Source organism: Streptomyces sp. NPDC000075, from assembly GCF_040301925.1.
Taxonomy (GTDB): Bacteria; Actinomycetota; Actinomycetes; order Streptomycetales; family Streptomycetaceae; genus Streptomyces; species Streptomyces polychromogenes.
This window is the reverse complement of the sequence record NZ_JBEPFL010000020.1, coordinates 1-19,486: the sequence shown is the minus strand read 5'-3', so window position 1 is coordinate 19,486 and position 19,486 is coordinate 1. Positions and strand designations below refer to the sequence as shown.

Sequence of the window (19,486 nt, the reverse complement as noted above, 5' to 3'; positions counted from 1 at the left end):
ATCGAACACGGTCTGCCGCCCATCCTCACCCACACCCCCCGCCCCGCCGCGTGTACACCGCCACCCTCGCCCCCCTGACCTCCGTCACCCCGCACAGGTCGAAGGCCTCCGCCAGGGCGGCGCGTTTGGCCGCCTCCGCCGGGTACGGGTCCAGGGGCTGGCCGGGCGGGTCCAGGAGGGCCAGCACCCGGGAGGACGCCAGCAGCCCCTCCCGGACCCGGGCCGGGGGGAGCTCCGTCCCGTGGAGGGTGTGCGAGGCGGCCGGGGAGGCGGCCAGGGCCACGTCGCGCAGCCCCGCGTACACCCGGGGCGAGGACAGCAGCCACTCCCGTCTCCGCGAGGGCATGAACAGCACCGCGTCCCCCGGCCGCCCCCGCTCGCGGACGGCCGCCGCGACCGCGAGGACGTCGTCCCTGCGGCTCTCCGGGGTGCGCAGCCACGCCGACCACGCCCCCACCGGCACCAGCAGCACTCCCGCCACCAGCCACGGCACCCACCCCCGCGCCGCCCGCGCCTCCCCCAGCCGGACCCCCGCCAGCAGGGCGAGCCCGCCCAGGGCGTAGAGGACGTACCGGTCGACGTACCAGGGGCGCACCAGCGAGACCCCCATCAGCAGCCCGGGCGGCAGCAGCGCCAGGGGCACCGCGACCCGGACCAGCCCGGCCCGGCCGGCCCCCCTCCGCATCCCCCGCGCCAGCAGGGCCACCGCTCCCGCCAGCACCCCGTACGCCACCCAGTCCTGCCAGCGGGGCCGCCCCAGCCAGCCCAGCTGCCGCTCCGCCTGTCCGGCGCTCACCACGGCCAGCGGCAGCAGTCCGGCGGCGACCGCCCCGGCCGCCCACCGCCAGCCCCGCTCCCGCCAGGCGTGGAACCCGTGCGCGAGCAGCGCCAGGGCGGCGAACTCGTGCAGCCAGCAGCCCACCAGCAGCACCACCGCGTAGGCGGCCCACCACCGGCGCAGCATCAGGTACGTCGCCCAGGCCACGGCCGCCGCGACCAGGGCGTACGAGCGCCCCTCCTGCCCGTACATCTGCACGGGCGGCAGCAGGACGTACACCACTCCCGCCCCCAGGGCGGCCCGCTCCCCCGCCAGCCGGTGCGCGACCGCCGCCACCCCGCCGGCCGCGAGGGCGGTCCCCGCCACGGACGGCAGCCGCAGCGCCCACAGCCCGCCCCCGTCGGCCCCGCCGTCCCCCCACGCCGCGAACACGGCGTGCATGAGCGCGTAGTACAGCGCGTGCACCGCGTCGACCCGCCCGAGCAGCTCCCACAGCCCGCCGGCCGGCCGGTGGGCGACCTGCCAGGTCGTGGATTCGTCCCGCCACATGCTGCCCCCGCCCGGCCCCCGCCCCAGCCCCCACGCCGCGAGGAGGAGGACGGCGAGCAGCGGCGGGAACCAGCGCCAGGGGGCCTTGCGGTGGATGACGTCCTCCGGGGTGCTTTCCGTAGCGGTTCGGGGGCTCCATACTCGGGGTCGGTACCGGTGACCCGCTGGAGGTTGGCGTGCGAGCGATGCGAGCGGCCGGGGCCGCGGCGGCGGTGCTGCTCGCCGCGGTGTCCCTGGCGGGGTGCGGCGACGACGGCTCCCCGGGCGGCCCGGCGCCGGCGGGCGCCACGGCCCCCGCGACGGCGACACCCCCCGAGGCACACCCCACGGCACCCCCCACGGCACCCCCGACGGCCACCCCCGCGCCCCCCGGCACCACACCCGCCGCCCCGCCCACCACCGCGCCGGCCCCCTCCGCCCCGTCCACCGAGCGCCTCCTGCGCGTCACCCGCAGCGGCGGTTTCGCGGGCCGCACACGCACCCTTCTCGTCAACGGCGACGGTTCCTGGACCCTCCTCGGCGAGCGGGACAAGGAGGTGCGCAAGGGCCGGCTGGCGCCTTCAGGGCTGGAGGATCTGCGCACCGCGCTGCGTGCGGCGGACTTCGCGCACCTGCCCCGCAGGACGACCGCCGATCCGCCGGTCTACGACGGGTTCACGTACTCCTTCGCGTACGGCGGTTTCGAGGTGGCGGCCGACCAGACGGCACTGCCGCCGGCCCTGTCCCGGGTGCTGGAGGCGCTCCCCGGATTCGACTCCGCCTGAGGAATCCGGGATGAATCTCTGATTCCGCATGCGCCGGAGTCCTGTCCGAACCCTCCATGGCCGCAGGCCGGTGCCTCCTCTACGCTGCACCCCAGCCATCACGCGGATCATCAGGGGCGGGACATGGAACAGACACACAGCACCCACACCGGCGCCGCGGCCACCCCAGGTGCCCAGCGGCGCGTGCTGGTGGTCGAGGACGACCGCACCATCGCCGACGCCATCTCGGCCCGGCTGCGCGCCGAGGGCTTCCAGGTGCAGACGGCCTACGACGGGCCGGCCGCCGTCGCGGCCGCCGAGAGCTGGCTGCCCGAACTGCTGGTGCTGGACGTCATGCTGCCCGGCTTCGACGGGCTGGAGGTGTGCCGGCGGGTGCAGGCGCAGCGGCCCGTGCCGGTGCTGATGCTGACCGCCCGGGACGACGAGACCGACATGCTGGTCGGCCTCGGGGTCGGGGCGGACGACTACATGACGAAGCCGTTCTCCATGCGCGAGCTGGCGGCACGGGTCCACGTGCTGCTGCGCCGGGTGGAACGGGCCACGCAGGCCGCGACCGCCCCGCGCGGGGCGACCCTGCGGCTGGGGGACCTGGAGATCGACCACGCGCAGCGGCGGGTCCGCGTCCAGGCCGAGGACGTGCACCTGACGCCGACCGAGTTCGACCTGCTGGTGTGCCTGGCGGGGACCCCCCGGGCGGTGCTGTCGCGCGAGCAGCTGCTGGCGGAGGTGTGGGACTGGGCCGACGCCTCGGGCACCCGTACCGTCGACAGCCACATCAAGGCCCTGCGGCGGAAGATCGGCGCGGAGCGGATCCGTACGGTCCACGGCGTCGGGTACGCCCTGGAGACCCCGGCGCAGGCGTGAGCGGCGGCCGCCCCGAGGGCGGGCTCCGGCCGTTCTCGCCGTTCTCGATCAAGACGAAGCTGGGCACGCTCGTCGTGGTCTCGGTGTTCATCACCACCGGCCTGCTGCTGGTGGCGCTGCGCACGGACACGGAGCTGCGGTTCATCACGGTCTTCTCGGTGATCGCCTCGATGCTGATCACCCAGATCGTGGCGCACGGCCTGACGGCGCCGCTGGACGAGATGACGACGGTGGCCCGGGCGATCTCGCACGGGGACTACACGCGCCGGGTGAGCGGGGCGGGGCGCCGGGACGAGCTGGGTGATCTGGCGTCGACGATCAACCGGATGGCCGACGATCTGGAGGCCGAGGACAGGCACCGTCGAGAGCTGGTCGCGAACGTCTCGCACGAACTGCGGACTCCGATCGCGGCGCTGCGGGCTGTGCTGGAGAACGTGGTGGACGGGGTCTCGGAGGCCGATCCGGAGACCATGCGGACGATGCTGAAACAGGCGGAGCGGCTCGGCCGGCTGGTGGACACGCTGCTGGACCTGTCGCGGGTGGACAACGGGGTGGTGCCGCTGAAGGCGCGCCGCTTCGAGGTGTGGCCGTACCTGTCGGGGGTGCTGAAGGAGTCGGGGCTGGCGGCCGCCGGGCGGCCGGGGCTGGCTTCCGGTTCGGGCGGGCACACCCGTAACGACGTGCACCTCCATCTGGACGTACATCCTCCGGAGCTGACCGCGTACGCGGACGCGGAGCGGCTGCACCAGGTGGTGGCCAACCTGATCGACAACGCGGTGAAGCACAGCCCGGCGCACGGCCGGGTCACGGTCCGGGCCCGTTCGGGCGACACGCCCGGGAGCCTGGCGCTGGAGGTCGTGGACGAGGGGCCCGGGATTCCGGAGGCGGAACGGCACCGGGTCTTCGAGCGGTTCAACCGGGGCTCGGCGGGTGGCGGCGACGGGGGCACGGGGCTGGGGCTGGCGATCGCCCGCTGGGCCGTCGGCCTGCACGGAGGGAACATCCGCGTGGCCGAATCGTCACGTGGTTGCCGAATCCTTGTCACCCTTCCGGGCAGCTCTCCGGTGCTGTCTTGACGTAGGGTTCGAGTGGGAAGGACATGATCTCGGCCACACGTGCCCGGGGTCGTCAGGGGTGCGAGGCCACGGGGGTCGCAACCTGGCTGCCCCCTACCCGAACCACGCTTGTTTCCCGCCATTCCACGCGACGAAACCCGCCGTTCGGTGTGACCTGCGTGACGGAAGTCCCGCCCGGCCTGCATTGCACCGCCGGGGAGGCGTAGCCTTTATTCCCGCTGTCCATACCTTGTGAAGCGGAAGAGGGCGGTTGCCGCCGTGTCGCCACAGTCCCCCAGTAACCCGAGCACCACGACCGACGCAGCAGAAGGCGGGAAGACCCCTGCCTCAGGCTTCGGCGCGAATGAGTGGCTCGTCGACGAGATCTATCAGCAGTACCTCCAGGACCCGAACTCGGTCGACCGGGCCTGGTGGGACTTCTTCGCCGACTACAAGCCGGGGGGCGCTGCCGCTCCGGTGAAGTCGGACGGTCCCGGTCCCGACAAGGCCGCGACGACGGATGGCGCCTCCGCACAGGCCGCCACCGCCCCGGCCCGGATCCCGCAGGCCGCCGACGCCGCCACGGGGGCGGCGCCGCCCGCCCCTGCCGCGACCACACCCGTGTCAGCTCCGTCCCCTGCTCCTGCCACCCCCTCTGGTGCCCCTGCTGTGACTGTCACCCCTCAGGCCCCGGCCGCCGCACCGGCCGCGCCCGCCCCTCAGGCCCCCGCTCCGGCCGCCACCACCCCGGCGCAGAAGGCCGCGCCCGCCACCGAGGCCCCCCAGGGCCCCGAGCTGGTGACGCTCCGCGGCCCCGCGGCCGCCGTGGCCAAGAACATGAACGCCTCCCTCGACGTCCCGACGGCCACGTCCGTCCGCGCCGTCCCGGTGAAGCTGCTGTTCGACAACCGCATCGTCATCAACAACCACCTCAAGCGCGCCCGCGGTGGGAAGATCTCCTTCACCCACCTCATCGGCTACGCGATGGTGCAGGCCATCAAGGCCATGCCGTCCATGAACTACTCCTTCGCGGAGAAGGACGGCAAGCCGACCCTGGTCAAGCCGGAGCACGTGAACTTCGGCCTCGCGATCGACCTGGTCAAGCCGAACGGCGACCGCCAGCTCGTCGTCGCCGGCATCAAGAAGGCCGAGACGCTGAACTTCTTCGAGTTCTGGCAGGCCTACGAGGACATCGTCCGCCGCGCCCGCGTCGGCAAGCTGACGATGGACGACTTCACCGGCGTCACGGTCTCCCTGACCAACCCCGGCGGCCTGGGCACCGTCCACTCCGTGCCCCGCCTGATGCCCGGACAGTCGGTCATCATGGGCGTCGGCTCCATGGACTACCCCGCCGAGTTCCAGGGCACCTCGCAGGACACCCTGAACAAGCTGGGCATCTCCAAGGTCATGACCCTGACCTCGACCTACGACCACCGGGTCATCCAGGGCGCGGCCTCCGGCGAGTTCCTGCGGATCGTCGCGAACTTCCTCCTCGGCGAGAACGGCTTCTACGACAGCGTCTTCGAGTCGCTGCGGATCCCGTACGAGCCGGTCCGCTGGATGCGCGACATCGACGCCTCGCACGACGACGACGTCACGAAGGCCGCCCGCGTCTTCGAGCTGATCCACTCCTACCGGGTCCGCGGCCACGTCATGGCCGACACCGACCCGCTGGAGTACAAGCAGCGCAAGCACCCCGACCTCGACATCACCGAGCACGGCCTCACCCTGTGGGACCTGGAGCGCGAGTTCGCGGTCGGCGGCTTCGCCGGCAAGTCGATGATGAAGCTGCGCGACATCCTCGGCGTGCTGCGCGACTCGTACTGCCGCACCACCGGCGTCGAGTTCATGCACATCCAGGACCCGAAGCAGCGCCGCTGGATCCAGGACCGCATCGAGCGCGCGCACTCCAAGCCGGAGCGCGAGGAGCAGCTGCGCATCCTGCGCCGCCTGAACGCGGCGGAGGCCTTCGAGACCTTCCTCCAGACCAAGTACGTCGGCCAGAAGCGCTTCTCGCTGGAGGGCGGCGAGTCCGTCATCCCGCTGCTCGACGCCGTCATCGACTCGGCCGCCGAGGCCCGCCTCGACGAGGTCGTCATCGGCATGGCCCACCGCGGCCGCCTGAACGTCCTGGCGAACATCGTCGGCAAGTCGTACGCACAGATCTTCCGCGAGTTCGAGGGCAACCTCGACCCGAAGTCCATGCACGGCTCCGGCGACGTCAAGTACCACCTGGGCGCCGAGGGCACCTTCACGGGCCTGGACGGGGAGCAGATCAAGGTCTCGCTCGTCGCCAACCCCTCGCACCTGGAGGCCGTCGACCCGGTCCTGGAGGGTGTCGCCCGCGCCAAGCAGGACGTCATCGGCAAGGCCGGCACGGACTTCACCGTCCTGCCCGTCGCCCTGCACGGCGACGCCGCGTTCGCCGGCCAGGGCGTGGTCGCCGAGACGCTGAACATGTCGCAGCTGCGCGGCTACCGCACCGGCGGCACCGTCCACGTCGTGATCAACAACCAGGTCGGCTTCACCGCCGCCCCGGAATCCTCGCGTTCGTCGATGTACGCGACCGACGTGGCCCGCATGATCGAGGCGCCGATCTTCCACGTGAACGGCGACGACCCGGAGGCCGTGGTCCGCGTCGCGCGGCTCGCCTTCGAGTTCCGTCAGGCGTTCAACAAGGACGTCGTGATCGACCTCATCTGCTACCGCCGCCGCGGTCACAACGAGTCGGACAACCCGGCGTTCACGCAGCCGCTGATGTACGACCTGATCGACAAGAAGCGCTCGGTGCGCAAGCTGTACACCGAGTCCCTCATCGGTCGCGGCGACATCACGCTGGAAGAGGCCGAGCAGGCGCTCCAGGACTTCCAGGGCCAGCTGGAGAAGGTCTTCGCGGAGGTCCGCGAGGCCGCCACGCAGCCCGCGGCCGCCCCCGTGGCGCCGGCGCAGACCGCGCAGGAGTTCCCGGTCGCGGTGAACACCGCGATCTCGCAGGACGTCGTCAAGCGGATCGCCGAGTCCCAGGTCAACATCCCCGAGGGCCACACGGTCCACCCGCGTCTGCTGCCGCAGCTGCAGCGCCGCGCGGCGATGATCGACGACGGCACCATCGACTGGGGCATGGGCGAGACCCTGGCCTTCGGTTCGCTGCTCATGGAGGGCACCCCGGTCCGCCTGTCGGGCCAGGACTCCCGCCGCGGCACCTTCGGCCAGCGTCACGCGGTCCTCATCGACCGGGAGACCGGCAAGGACTACACGCCGCTGCAGTACCTGTCGGACGACCAGGCCCGCTACAACGTCTACGACTCGCTGCTCTCCGAGTACGCGGCCATGGGCTTCGAGTACGGCTACTCGCTGGCCCGCCCGGACGCGCTGGTGCTGTGGGAGGCCCAGTTCGGTGACTTCGTCAACGGCGCGCAGACCGTCGTCGACGAGTTCATCTCCTCGGCCGAGCAGAAGTGGGGCCAGACCTCCGGCGTCACGCTGCTGCTGCCGCACGGCTACGAGGGCCAGGGCCCGGACCACTCGTCCGCGCGTCCCGAGCGCTTCCTCCAGATGTGCGCGCAGGACAACATGACGGTCGCGATGCCGACCCTGCCGTCGAACTACTTCCACCTGCTGCGCTGGCAGGTCCACAACCCGCACCACAAGCCGCTCATCGTCTTCACCCCGAAGTCGATGCTGCGTCTGAAGGCGGCGGCGTCGAAGGCGGAGGAGTTCACGAGCGGTTCGTTCCGTCCGGTCATCGGGGACACCACGGTGGACCCGAACGCCGTCCGCAAGGTCGTCTTCTGCGCGGGCAAGGTCTACTACGACCTGGAGGCCGAGCGGGAGAAGCGCGGTATCACCGACACCGCGATCATCCGCATCGAGCGGCTGTACCCGCTGGCGGGTGCCGAGATCCAGGCGGAGATCGCCAAGTTCCCGAACGCGGCGAAGTACATCTGGGCGCAGGAGGAGCCGGCGAACCAGGGTGCGTGGCCGTTCATCGCGCTGAACCTGATCGACCACCTCGACCTGGCGGTCGGCGCGGACGTCCCGGCGGGCGAGCGCCTGCGGCGCATCTCGCGCCCGCACGGTTCGTCCCCGGCGGTGGGCTCCGCGAAGCGCCACCAGGCGGAGCAGCAGCAGCTGCTGAACGAGGTCTTCGAGGCGTAGTCGCTACCGCGACCTGCACGGAGAAGGAAGGCCCGGCCCCCACTCGGTGGGGGCCGGGCCTTCCGGCGTGTCACTAGGGCTGTGGTTCGAAGTCCCAGTAGGGCCGCGTCTGCTGGCGGGCCGCGATGGTGTGGACGTGCTGGGGGCCGAGGGTGCGGGTGAGGGCCTTGAGGGCGGCGTCCTCGTGTTTGGCGGCCTCCGCGTCCTCCCGGACCGAGCGGAGGTCGGCGGCGAGGGCGGTCTGGGCGCTGAGGGTCATCGGGTGGTCGGGGCCGAGGACCTGTTCGGTGGTGCGCAGGGTCTCGCGGCTCAGTTCGAGGGCGGATTCCAGGCGGCCGGTGATGTTGCGGTGGCCGGTGGCGTTGAGGGCGCAGCCCAGGGTCCAGGGGTGGCGGTCGCCCAGGGCGCCGCGCATGCCGACGAGGGCCTGTTCGGCGAGGTTCAGGGCCTCGGTGCGTTCGCCCTGGGCGCGCAGGACCAGGCCGAGGTTGCCGACCGTGCCGATGCTGTACGGGTGGGCGAGGCCCAGCTGGGTCTGGTAGCCGCGGACGACCTCCTCGGAGATCCGGCGGGCCTCCTCGATGTCCCCGTACTCGCGCAGGTAGGTGGCGTAGTCGGAGGCGACCATCAGGGTCCAGGGGAACTCGGCGCCGAAGACCCGGGTGGAGCGTTCGAGGACGCTGCGCAGGCGGGCGCCGGCGCCGGGGATGTCGCCGGTGCGGCGCAGGCACTGGCCGAGGTTGTGTTCGGCGCGCAGGGTCTGGGGGTGGTTGGTGCCGAGGACCTGGACGTGGAGTTTGAGGCCCTGTTCCTGGCGGGCGAGGGCTTCGCGGTAGCGGCCCATCAGGCGCAGTCCCATGGCGCAGCCGATGCCGGAGGAGAGGGTGGCGATGTGGCGGACGCGCAGGACGCGTTCGCGGCGGCGCAGGGTGTCCAGGTCGGTGTCGTAGGCCTCCTGGTAGCGGCCGAGCAGGCGCAGGGCGACGGCGACGTTGTTCTGGGCGTTGAGGGTGGTGGTGTCGTCCTCGCCGAGGAGTTCGCGGTAGCTGGTGAAGGCGTGTTCGAGCAGGGCGCGGGCCTGGTCGAACTTGGCGGTGCTGAGGAGGACGCCGGCGTAGGTGCTGGTGGCGCGGAGGGTTTCCAGGTCGCGGTCGCCGCGTTCGGCGATGAGCCGGTCGGCGACCTGGCGGGCGAGGGTCTCGGCCTGGCGGAAGTGGCCGAGCATGCGCAAGGCGCCGCCGTAGTGGTAGCTGAGCTCGCGGACCTGGTCGTGGTCGTCGCCGAGCATGGCCCGCCAGACGGCGTCGGTCCGTTCGGCCAGGCGCAGGCAGGTGCGGTACTCGCCGGCGAGGATCAGGAAGCGCAGGCAGTGCAGCAGGAAGTTCTGGATGCGGGGGTTGGTGCTGGTCAGGACCCCGGCGGGTTCCAGGTGGGGGATGAGTTCGGCGTAGCGGGGCCAGAGCCGGGAGTCGGTGGGGCGGCCGGGGTCGGCGGCGGCGAGGACCTGGCGGACGGCGCGGGAGAGCTGGTCGGCCTCGTCCTCGGCGAGGTTCTCGCGGACGATGTTGTGGACCATGCGGTGCAGCTGGACGGTCTCCAGGCCGCCGCCCTCCTCGACGGACAGGTCGGAGTACTCCAGGCGGACGACGGAGAACTGGACGAGTTTGTTGAGGGCGGCGTTCCAGCGGATCTGGTCGTTGACGATGCCGGCGAGGTCCTCGGGCACGTCCTCGGCGGGGAACTCGCGCAGCAGCCGCAGCGGGACGCGGCCGGGGGCGAAGAAGACGAACAGCCGTAGCAGGGCGAGGGCGTCGGGGAAGTTCTCGCGGACGTTGTTGAGGAGTATGGCCAGGGCGGTCGGGAAGGGCAGCGGGTAGTCGTCGGAGAGGGTGACGGCCTCGTGGGAGTCGAGCCGGCGCTGGAGGAGGTCGAGGTACTCGCCGACGCCGAGGGGGGAGTCGGCGAGCCAGCCGGCGGTCTGGTCGAGGGCGAGGGGGTAGTCCTCCAGGGCCTCGGCGAGCTGGTCGGCCTCGTCGCCGGTGAGGCGGCGGGCGCGGCGGCGGATGAAGGTGACGGACTCGGGGCGGGCGTAGAGGGGGACCTCGACGAGGCTGGTGTGCCGGGCGGCCCATTCGCGGTTGCGGGAGGTGATGATGACGTCGCCGGCGCCGGAGGGCAGCAGGTCGGTGAGGTCGTCGGGGTTGTCGCAGCCGTCGAAGACCATCAGCCAGCGGTGGTACGGGGATCCGCGCCGCAGGGCCTCCAGTACGGCCCGGATCTGTTCGCCGTAGCTGCCGGCGCCGCGCGGCAGGCCGAGTTCGGGGGCGAGGTCGGCGAGGCGTTCGCGGAGGGTGGGGCGGTCCTCGGCGGGGACCCACCAGACGACGTCGTACTCGGAGGCGAAGCGGTAGGCGTACTCGGTGGCGACCTGGGTCTTGCCCACGCCGGACAGGCCGAGGAGGGTGACGGTGGAGGCGCCGGGCGGGGCTTCGGTGAGGGCGGCGCGCAGCCGTCCGATGACGTCGTTGCGGCCGGTGAAGCGGGGGTTGCGGCGCGGGACGCGGCCCCAGATCTCGGGCGGGTCGTTGGGGAAGCGGGGGCCGCGGCGGCCGCTCTCGGTGCCGATGCGGTCGGTGGGCAGGTCGAGGCGGCGCAGGACGCGGTACTCGGCCTCGTAGGCGTCCAGGCCCCACAGGTCGGTCTTCTCCAGGGCGGCGACGGCGCTGGGCAGCGGGGCGTCGGTGAGGCAGACGGCGGCGAACCGGTCGGGGTGGGCCTCGGTGACGGTGCGCAGGGCGGTGTTCCACTCCTCGTCCGTGTGGGTGCCGGCGGAGAAGTAGCGTTCGCTGAGGACGACGAGGACCTTGCCGCCGGCGCGGGCGAGGTCGTCGAGGGCCTCGGTGATGCCGGGCCCGGTCTGCGGGTCCCAGCGCTGGAGGGCGACGCGGTGGCCGTGCTCCTCCAGGCGGTGGGCGATCCACGCCGCCCAGGGGCGGTTGAAGCCCGCGAAGCTGATGACGAAGCGCTGGGGCTGGGCGGCTCCGTCGCGGTCGTGTCGCGTACCGGTACCGGTCATGCGGCCGTCTCCCTGGGGTGTCCGGGCGGTGGACGGGGTGCGGGGCGGTGCGGGGCGCTGCCGCGGCCGGGGGTGCCGTGGCGGCAGGACCAGGTGCGAGGGGCGGGCTTGAAAGGTACCGCAGCGGACGGCCCGTCAGGCCCCTGTGGACTCCGCGAGTTCGGGGTGTGCCGCGCACCAGGCGCGCCGTTCGCGTTCGAGGGCGCGGCGGGCGGTGGTGTGCTGGTCGCCGGGCGGCGGCAGTGCGTCCATGGCCCGTTCGGCCGCGGCCATGGAGTCGACGAACTCCCGTCCGGTGGCGGTCAGTCGGGGGTGGGCGCGCAGGGCGGGCAGGACGGCGGCGACCTGGGCGCGGACGCGGGCGTGCCGGGCCCAGGCGCCGCGGGCCCCGTAGAGGGCGGCGCGCTGCCAGTATCCGGCCAGGGCCAGATGGGCGTACGTGCCGTGCAGCAGCCCTTCGAGGGGGCGCGGGTCGGTGCGCCAGGGGGCCCAGTGGCGGGGGGTGCGGTCGGCGGTGTGGAGGGTGAGGACGTCGGTGAGGGCGGCCAGTTTGCCGTGCTGCACCTCGTGGACGAGGGTCGCCGCGAGGGCGGGCGGGGACTGGCCGCGGGCGAGGACGGCTCCGGCGGCGGCGGGGAGGGTGGCGCCGCTGGAGCGGGAGCCGCCGCCGAGGGGGACGACGCAGCGCAGCAGGCGTCCGGCCTCCTCGGCGCGGGCGGAGTCGTAGCGCTCCAGGAGGGTGAGGGCGCCGGTCCACTGGGTGTCCCAGCGCTTGTGCCCCTTGGGCGTGAGCCGGCGGGCCGGGCGCACGGGCGCCGGGTGGGCGCCGGTGGGGGCCCGGTAGGGGTCGAGGTCGTCGAGGGAGGTGAGGCCGCCGGGCAGGGGGTGCAGGGGGAGGGCGTCGCCGGAGTCCCAGGAGCGTTCGGTCAGGGCGAGCGGGCCGGTCCGCTCGGGGAGCAGCAGGCCGAGGGTGGGCAGGGCGAGGCGGCCGTGGGCGGGGCGCAGGGTGGTCTTGAAGCCGATGCCGGAGCGCAGTGCGGCGGCGACGGCCAGGGCCCCGAGGTGTCCGAGGTCGGGGGCGGGGCCGTGCGGGGCGTGCAGCCGGCGCAGGGTCTCCTCGGCCCACACCCCGGTGGAGGGGTAGTGCAGGACGTCCCGTACGGCGTGGGGGTCCTGCCGCTCGGCCTCTTCCAGGAGCCCCCACCACTCCCCCGCCTCGGGGCCGGGGGCGGCGTCGAGGACGGCCCGCAGCAGGAGCAGCCGCTTGGACCGCCGGACGTCCTCGACGAGGCGGAGCCCTTCGGGCGTGGGCTCGGTGGTGGCGAGGGCGCGCAGGACGCGGCGGCCGACGGAGAACCGGGCGAGGGCGTCCGGGGGTGCGGGGTGCGGGGGTTCGGGGTGCGGGGGGCGGGTCATGAGGCGGCCCGCCCGGTCGTGGTGGCCGTGTGGACCGCGCGGGCGATGTGGCGGATCAGGGCCTGGAGGTCCGCGCAGTACACGGAGGGCTGCCGGAAGCCCTCCCCCTCGCGATAGCGGTGGGGGTAGTGGCCGCCGCCGCAGACCTCCACCAGCTCGCAGGACCGGCAGCCGGCGGCGAGGGCGTCGCGGCCGAGCTGGCGGGCGGCGAAGCCGGGGTGGTCGAGGAGGTCGTCGAAGCTGTGGGTGTCCAGGGTCATGCCCGTCGCCGCGGCCCCTTCGTAGGCGGACTTCAGGGAGTCGGCCTGCTCGATGCTGCCGTCGGTCTCCACCACGGCGGTGGCGGCGGGCGCCAGGCCGAGGCTCTCGGTGGCGGCGGGGAGGCCCAGCAGCAGGGCGATGACCTCCTCGAAGATCCGTATCCGGGTGCGCCGTGCCCCGTCGTGCCACCAGCGTTCGAAGACGGCGATCAGCCAGTCGGCGTACGGGGTCGAGGCGGCGGGCCCGGTGCGGCCGGGGGGCGGGGTGCTCCAGTTGGCCAGGGGCAGCAGCAGGCCGATGGCGGGCGGGTCGAAGGCGAGCAGGGACTCGTACGTCTCCACCGGGTCCTGTCCGACGTCGGCCACGCACAGCACTCCGGCGTAGCCCGCGGGGTGCCGGGCGAGCAGCCGCAGGCCGCGGGCGGCGGCCGCGAAGCCGGGCCGGCCCGCGTGGTCCACGCGGCGGGTGTTGTGGGCGGGGAGCCCGCCGTCGAGGCTGACGCCGATGCGGATCCCGGCGGCGTTGAGGGCGGCGATCCGGGCCCGGGTGAGCAGGGTCGCGTTGGTCTGCACGCTCGCGGTGACCCGGGTGCGCGGCGAGCTCCGGGCCAGCGCGGCCCGTACCGCCTCGACGGGGGCGGCCAGTTCGGCGGGGGGTGCGAGGAGGGGTTCACCGCCGTGCAGGACGAGGTCCACGCGGGGCAGTTCGTGCGCGGCCGCGTGCTCGGCGATGCGTTCGGCGGCGCGCAGGGCGGTGGCGGGGGTCATGGCGGCGGGGCGGGTGCGCCAGCTCTGGTCGGCCATCTCGTAGACGTAGCAGTAGGTGCAGGCGAGGTTGCAGCGGCTGTGGGTCTTGAGCACGAACTGCCGTACGGGGTGCGGCCGGTGGCCTGCGGCGCGCAGGGCGGGGACGTCGAGCCGGGCGTACGGCCAGGGGGCGTGGCGGGCGTGCCGGGCCCCGTCGGCGGGGGCCGCCTGGGTCCGGTGTGCGGGCAGCGCGGGGCCGCCCGTGATCGCTCGGCTCGTCACCCGTACCTCCTCCCCCGGCCACCGCTGGGGGGACCGGCCCCCAGGACGGTCCATCCCTGCCCTCCGCGGGGGTCCGGCTAACGGCGGAAAGTGGTCAACTCCGGGCGGTACGGACCACCGTGGCGGGCGGGGCGGCGGGGGCGCGGTCAGGCGACTCCCGAGTCGAAGGCGTTGAGGATCTCGGCCGGATGGGTCACCCGTTCGACGAGCCCCTCGATCACCTCGGCGAGCACCGGATGGGCGATCCCGCGCAGGGCGGCCAGGTCGAGCCCGGAGAGGTCGGGGAGCTGCCCGGGGCAGGGGCGGGGATCGGGGGGCGCGGCCACTTCCTGACGTCCGGTCACCATGGGCTGCCCGTCCCCCTGTCGCACCGTGGAATGTGGATTGCGGTGGAATGCCGTGGTCCACTGCCCTTTCCCGCGGTCCGGCGGGGGGAAACGGCTCATCCGCCGCTCTCCAGGGCGTGGATCCGCGCACGGACGGCCGCGGCCCGCTCCCCGTCCGGCCGCCCCTGGCGCTGCCACAGCTCCAGGGCGGCCCGGTAGGCGTCCAGGGCGGCCCGGGGGCGCGCGAGGCGTTCCAGGACCCCGCCGCGCGCCTCCTGCACCCGGGCGGCGAGCCGGAGGGCGGCCCCGGTGTCCTCGGGGTCACCCGGGCCGGGCTCCAGGGCGGCGCGCCAGGCCCGCCGGTAGGAGTCGGCGGCCCGGTCGAGGCGGTCGGCGGTGTGGGTGTGGGCGTGGATCTCCTGCTGGACGTCCCCGTGGTCGCGCCAGGCGCGGGCCCGTTCCAGGGCGCCGTGGCTCTGGCGGACGGCCAGCTCCAGCAGGTACTCGGCCTCCCGGAGGTCGACGAGGTCCCCCTCGTAGGTGTGCCGCAGCCGCAGCCCGGAGGCCAGCCGGCGCAGCCGGTACGCGGCCCCGGGGTCGGACTGGGCCACCGCCGAGCGGCTCTCGCGCAGCACGCGTACGGCGGTGGAGGCGAAGCGGCGGCCGTCGGCGGCGCGGGCCCGCTCCAGGAGGGTGTCGCCCCACTCGGGCAGCAGTCCGGCGTAGGCCTCCCCGTCGCGGGGGATGAGCCGCCGGGCCCGTGCGTACGCCTCGGCCGCCTCCTCCAGGGCCGCCGGGTCCGCGTCACGGGCGTACCGCGCCCGGTGCACGCGGGCCAGGCAGTGGAGCGCGGCGAGCCGCAGCTCGGGCTCCCCGACCCCCTCGTCGAGCGCCCGCAGCAGCTGCGCCCGCGCCTCTTCGAGCCGCCCGGGCAGGTACCGCAGCGCCCCGGCCAGCTCCACCCGCACCCGGGCGATCCGCCGGGCCCGCTCGGCGCCGCCGCCCGTCCCGGACCGGGCCCGGACGACCGTCCCGGCCCCGCCAGGAACACCGGCCCGCACGGCTCCCGCCCCGGCACCACCCCCGGCCGCCACGTGCCCACGGGCCCCGTCGGCCCTGTCGGCCCCGTCGACCCCGGTACGGGCGGCTCCGGCGACCCTCCCGCCGGCCGGGCCCGCCCCCGGCCCGGCACCACCCCCGGCTGCCGCGTCCCCTCGGGCCGCGTCGGCCCCGGTACGGGCGGCTCCGGCGGCCCCGGGGCCGCTCTGGGCGCCGGTCGCGGTCGGCGCCCCGGCCGCGCCCCCATCGGCCGCCCCGGCCCCGGGTGCCCCCGCCGCTCCGGACCCCGGCCTCCCCGCCCCGCCGGGGGCGGCCTCGTCGCGGCCGGGTGCCCCGGACGCTCCCGCCGGGCCGAGCCCTGCCCGGCCGGGCGCCCCGGACCCGCCGCAGGCGGCCGCGTCGTGGTCCGCCCCCGACCCGGCCCGGCCGGCCCGCCCGGATCCGCCGTAGTCGGCCCCGGCGCGGCCGGGCGCCCCCGCCACTCCCGGCCCCGCCGCCGGGTCCGCGCCTCTCGCCGTCCCCGGTGCCGGGCCGCCGGGGGCCTCCGGATTCCCGCCGCCGGTGCTCCCCCCGCCCGGGGGGCGGAGGGCCGCGTCGGCCGGGTCCGCCTCCAGCAGGGCCAGGGCCGTCTCCAGGATCGCGGCCGCCCGTTCCGCGAGGGCCGTGCGGTCCTGCGGGGACGGGGTGCGGGCCAGGAGCGCCAGCAGGACCGTGCCCAGGGCCAGCAGGACGTCCGGGTGCGCGGCCGGCGGGTCGGCGGCGAGGGGTTCCAGGGCGGTCAGGGCCTCGTGCAGCGGGGCCGGGTCCGCGCGGAGCCCGCCGAGCCGGACCAGGGTGCGGGCCCGGCGCACGGCGCAGTCCGTCCGCAGCTCCGCGTCCCCACCGGCGGCGGCCTCGGCCGAGGCGAACTCCCGGGCGGCGGCGGCCAGCAGCTCCTCCCCGTCGGCACCCGCCGCCAGGGCCCGCTCGTACAGCACCCGGGCCAGCGCCGCCCGTCCCCCGGCGGTGCGCAGCCCGGTCACGGCCCGCTCGGCCTCGTCGAGGTGCTCGGGGTCCCGCTGGGCGGCCCACAACCGCAGCAGCACCCCGGCCAGTTCGGCCTCGGCCTCCTCCGGCGGGTCCCCGGGCCCGGGCGGGAGCACCACCGCCCGGCGCAGCAGGGCGGCGGCGTCGTGGAGGTGGCGCGCGTCCCCGTCGGCGTCGGCGAGGAGCAGCCGCTCGCGGGCCGCCAGCACCGGGGCGGCGCGCCCGGGCGGTACGGGCACGGGCGCCGGCTCGGGTTCCTCCTCCGGGGGGCCGGGCAGGTAGCGGCGTACGACCCTCGCCGAGACCTGCGCGAAGGCCTGCGGGAGCGGCCCCGCCGGCGGCTCCTCCGCCCCGGCCCCGGGGTCCCCGGCCGGGACCCCGGTCAGCTGGGAGACGGCGAGCGCGGGGAAGTTGCGCACGCCCCGGCCGAAGTGCGCCAGGACGTACTCCGAGCAGTGCTTGAGCACCAGCGCGGCCTCGTCCCGCCCCAGCGGCCCCAGCAGCACGTCCTGCACCCCGGGGACGAACTCGTACCACGGGCCGGACGTCGTCCCGCTGCGCCGCAGCAGCCCGCTGAGCAGGACCTCGGCGAGGTCGGAGGGCTCCGAGTCGGGCAGCATCGTGCGCTGCACGAGCCGCATCACGGGCAGGGTCAGCGGCGCCGCCGACAGGTACACGGCGAGCTGTACGGCGCCGGGCGCGGCGGAGGCCCGGAAGCGGCGCACCAGCTCCTGCGGGGGCCGGGCGGTCCGGGGCAGCGGTACGGGGGCCGCCGGGTGGCGGGCCAGCACCCGGCCCACCTCCGCCGGTACGGGCCCCGATCCGAGGCCGGCGACGAGCCGGGCCCAGGCGCCGAGGGCGGTCGCGTGGGGCGGCAGCACGGGCACGGTGAGCCCGCCTGCGGGCCGCCCGGGGCGGGTGGGCCGGTCCGGGCGGAACCTCAGCCGGGGCCCGCCGCCCGCACCGGCCCCGCCGGCCACGGCCCGTTCCAGCACCCCGCGCTCGGTCGGCAGCCAGCTGCGGGCCCACAGCCGCTGCGGCAGGGGCTGGACGACCACGCAGGGGGCGCACTCGGCCCAGCGGTGCAGCAGCCGCTGCGCCTCGCCCTCCCGCCACACCGGCCCGGCGCAGTCGGAGACCACCATGGTCAGCGCCCGCCCGGTGGGGTCGCGCAGCTGGTCCCCGGAGCGGACCCCGGCGGCGGGCGAGGGGCCGCGGCCGACGGCGGCGGTGCCGTCGGGGAGCCGGTGCAGGTAGTGCGTCTGGACGTCCCGGAAGGCGCCCAGCCGCTCGCAGACGGCCCGCAGTTCGTCGAACATGTCCTGCCACACCGCCATGGACGGCGAGGCGTCCATCACCAGCCGTACGGTCGCCTCGCGCCGGCTCTCCGGCCGGAAGACCGGCAGGACCAGCCCGAGGGCGCGGGCGCTGGTCTCGGCGGTGGCGGACTCGTCGAGGACGCTGCGGACGGGCGGGCCGGGCGGCCGGTGGCGCTGGAGGGCGCGCAGGGCGCGCTGGATGTCGAGGATCCGGGGCAGTGCTGCGGCCCCCGGCACCCGTACGGGGACCCCGGCGGCGACGGGGAGCTCGGCCTCGGGGGCGGTGTCGGCGGCCAGGGCTCCGGCGGGGTAGAGCCGGACGGGGTCCTCGGCCGCGTCGTCCTCCCGTACCGGGGGCGGCGCCGGTTCCCCGGAGTCCTGCGGGCGGCTCCCGCCGGCGGGCCGCCGGGGCGGGGCCTGCGCCCTCGCCCCCGCCGGCCCCGGCCGCGCGGGGGCCCCGCCGTCCGGGGCCGCCGCGCGGGCCGCCTCCCGGGTCCGGGCGGCCAGCCACAGGGCGTCGGCGAGCTCCTCGGGGGACGGGTCGAGCCCGGCGGCGCGCAACAGCCGGGCCATCGTGCGCAGCGCGGGGTCGGCGGTGCCGGGGGGACCCGCGTCGGGGGGACCCGCGCCGGGCGGGCCCGCGTCCTCGAAGTCCGCGTGCTCGAAGTCCGCGTGCTCTCGGGGCACCGGCCCTCACCTCGGGCGGTCGAGGCGCTGGATGAGCAGGTCCGCGAGGTCCTCGCGGCTGGGCGGGGAGGCGTAGTGGGTGAGGTAGATGGCGTTGAGCAGCTGGTCGGCGGCGACGAGCTCGGAGCGGGAACGGCTGAGGAACTCCCGGATCAGGTCGGCCCCGAGCTGCGCGGCCTCCTCCCCGAGGTGGGCCCGGACCATGGTGGCGAGGCGCTTCTCGCCGGGCTGGCCGAGCTTGAGCTGGATGCACCGGCGCAGCAGGGCGGCGGGGAAGTCCCGTTCGCCGTTGCTGGTGAGGATGATGAAGGGGAAGGCCCGGCAGCGGATCCGGCCGTCGCGGACGGTGGCCTTGGCTCCGTCGTCGGTGAGGACCTGCACCTCGGGTTCGGAGTCGGCGACGCGTTCGAGTTCGGGGAGGGTGAACTCGCCCTCCTCCAGCACGTTCAGCAGGTCGTTGGGCAGGTCGATGTCGCTCTTGTCGAGTTCGTCGACGAGCAGGACGCGGGGGCGGGCGGTGGGCAGCAGGGCGGTGCCGAGCGGGCCGAGCCGGATGTACTTGCCGATGCCCGGTGCCGCCGCCGCTCCTCCCCCGCTCGCGGCGATCTGTACGTCCTGGAGCCGGGCGAGGGCGTCGTAGCGGTAGAGGCCCTCCTGGAGCACGGTGCGCGAGACGACGGGCCAGCGCAGCACGCGGCCGAGCTTCAGCTCGTGTGCGACGGCGTGCGCGAGGGTGGACTTTCCGGTGCCGGGGTAGCCGGTCACCAGGAGCGGCCTGCGCAGGTAGAGGGCGGCGTTGATGGCCTCCAGCTCCTCCGGTTCGGGCCGGTGCAGCTCGGCGGCCTGCCGGTGGGCGCCCAGGCGCCGGGCCACGTTCCCGTCGGCGGCGGCCGCCGCGCCGCCGGGCTCGGCGACGGGCCCGCCGTCGAAGTCCCGCCAGGGCGGCGGGTCGGGCAGCGCGCCGATCCCGTCGTGGGGTTCGCCGACCCCCCGGTAGATGAGCCATTCCTCGTTCACTGCCGCTCCCTCCCGACCGTCCCGCCGCCCCGCGCCCTTGCGCCGCACCCGCCCGTCGCGTCCCGGGGCCGGCCGGGCTTCCGCCGCCCCGCCGGGCGCCGCC

The 19,486-nt window shown here is 75.4% G+C and carries 11 protein-coding genes; 4 read left to right on the top strand and 7 right to left on the bottom strand.

The annotated features are described in order from the left end of the window. Nucleotides 1-25 precede the first annotated feature (25 nt). Nucleotides 26-1,327, bottom strand: coding sequence for a glycosyltransferase family protein (locus ABT403_RS22815; RefSeq protein WP_344164974.1), 1,302 nt, complete (start codon nucleotides 1,325-1,327; stop codon nucleotides 26-28). 176 nt (nucleotides 1,328-1,503) lie between these two features. Between ABT403_RS22815 and ABT403_RS22810 the strand changes: the two genes are divergently transcribed. From ABT403_RS22810 to ABT403_RS22795, 4 genes are all read left to right on the top strand, one after another. Continuing rightward, entirely contained in the window at nucleotides 1,504-2,091 is a 588-nt protein-coding gene (locus tag ABT403_RS22810; protein WP_344164971.1) for a hypothetical protein, read from the top strand. Between the two features lie 123 nt (nucleotides 2,092-2,214). Continuing rightward, nucleotides 2,215-2,955 (top strand): response regulator transcription factor, encoded by a 741-nt coding sequence (locus ABT403_RS22805; RefSeq protein WP_344164968.1) that lies wholly within the window; start codon nucleotides 2,215-2,217, stop codon nucleotides 2,953-2,955. Then, nucleotides 2,952-4,031: a HAMP domain-containing sensor histidine kinase gene (locus tag ABT403_RS22800; RefSeq protein ID WP_344164965.1), complete on the top strand. Its 1,080-nt coding sequence runs from the start codon at nucleotides 2,952-2,954 to the stop codon at nucleotides 4,029-4,031. Before ABT403_RS22805 ends, ABT403_RS22800 begins: the two co-directional genes overlap by 4 nt. 258 nt (nucleotides 4,032-4,289) lie before the next feature. Beyond that, complete coding sequence (locus ABT403_RS22795) at nucleotides 4,290-8,168, top strand: multifunctional oxoglutarate decarboxylase/oxoglutarate dehydrogenase thiamine pyrophosphate-binding subunit/dihydrolipoyllysine-residue succinyltransferase subunit (RefSeq protein ID WP_344164962.1); 3,879 nt, start codon at nucleotides 4,290-4,292, stop codon at nucleotides 8,166-8,168. A gap of 73 nt (nucleotides 8,169-8,241) precedes the next feature. Here the strand turns inward: ABT403_RS22795 and fxsT are convergent, their stop codons facing one another. From fxsT to ABT403_RS22765, 6 genes are all read right to left on the bottom strand, one after another. Continuing rightward, nucleotides 8,242-11,244, bottom strand: coding sequence for an FxSxx-COOH system tetratricopeptide repeat protein (fxsT, locus tag ABT403_RS22790; protein WP_344164959.1), 3,003 nt, complete (start codon nucleotides 11,242-11,244; stop codon nucleotides 8,242-8,244). Between the two features lie 135 nt (nucleotides 11,245-11,379). Next, a complete protein-coding gene (locus ABT403_RS22785; RefSeq protein ID WP_344164956.1) occupies nucleotides 11,380-12,660 on the bottom strand; it encodes an aKG-HExxH-type peptide beta-hydroxylase in 1,281 nt (426 codons plus the stop codon). Further along, nucleotides 12,657-13,823: an FxsB family cyclophane-forming radical SAM/SPASM peptide maturase gene (locus tag ABT403_RS22780; protein ID WP_344165883.1), complete on the bottom strand. Its 1,167-nt coding sequence runs from the start codon at nucleotides 13,821-13,823 to the stop codon at nucleotides 12,657-12,659. The genes ABT403_RS22785 and ABT403_RS22780 overlap by 4 nt, the downstream gene beginning before the upstream one ends. A 272-nt stretch (nucleotides 13,824-14,095) precedes the next feature. After that, nucleotides 14,096-14,296 carry an FxSxx-COOH cyclophane-containing RiPP peptide gene (gene fxsA, locus ABT403_RS22775; RefSeq protein ID WP_344164953.1) on the bottom strand — a complete coding sequence of 67 codons (201 nt, stop codon included), beginning with the start codon at nucleotides 14,294-14,296 and terminating at the stop codon, nucleotides 14,096-14,098. Nucleotides 14,297-14,391: 95 nt separating this feature from the next. Further along, nucleotides 14,392-18,366, bottom strand: coding sequence for an SAV_2336 N-terminal domain-related protein (locus ABT403_RS22770; RefSeq protein WP_344164950.1), 3,975 nt, complete (start codon nucleotides 18,364-18,366; stop codon nucleotides 14,392-14,394). Between the two features lie 6 nt (nucleotides 18,367-18,372). After that, nucleotides 18,373-19,383 (bottom strand): AAA family ATPase, encoded by a 1,011-nt coding sequence (locus ABT403_RS22765; protein ID WP_344164947.1) that lies wholly within the window; start codon nucleotides 19,381-19,383, stop codon nucleotides 18,373-18,375. Nucleotides 19,384-19,486: the final 103 nt, after the last annotated feature.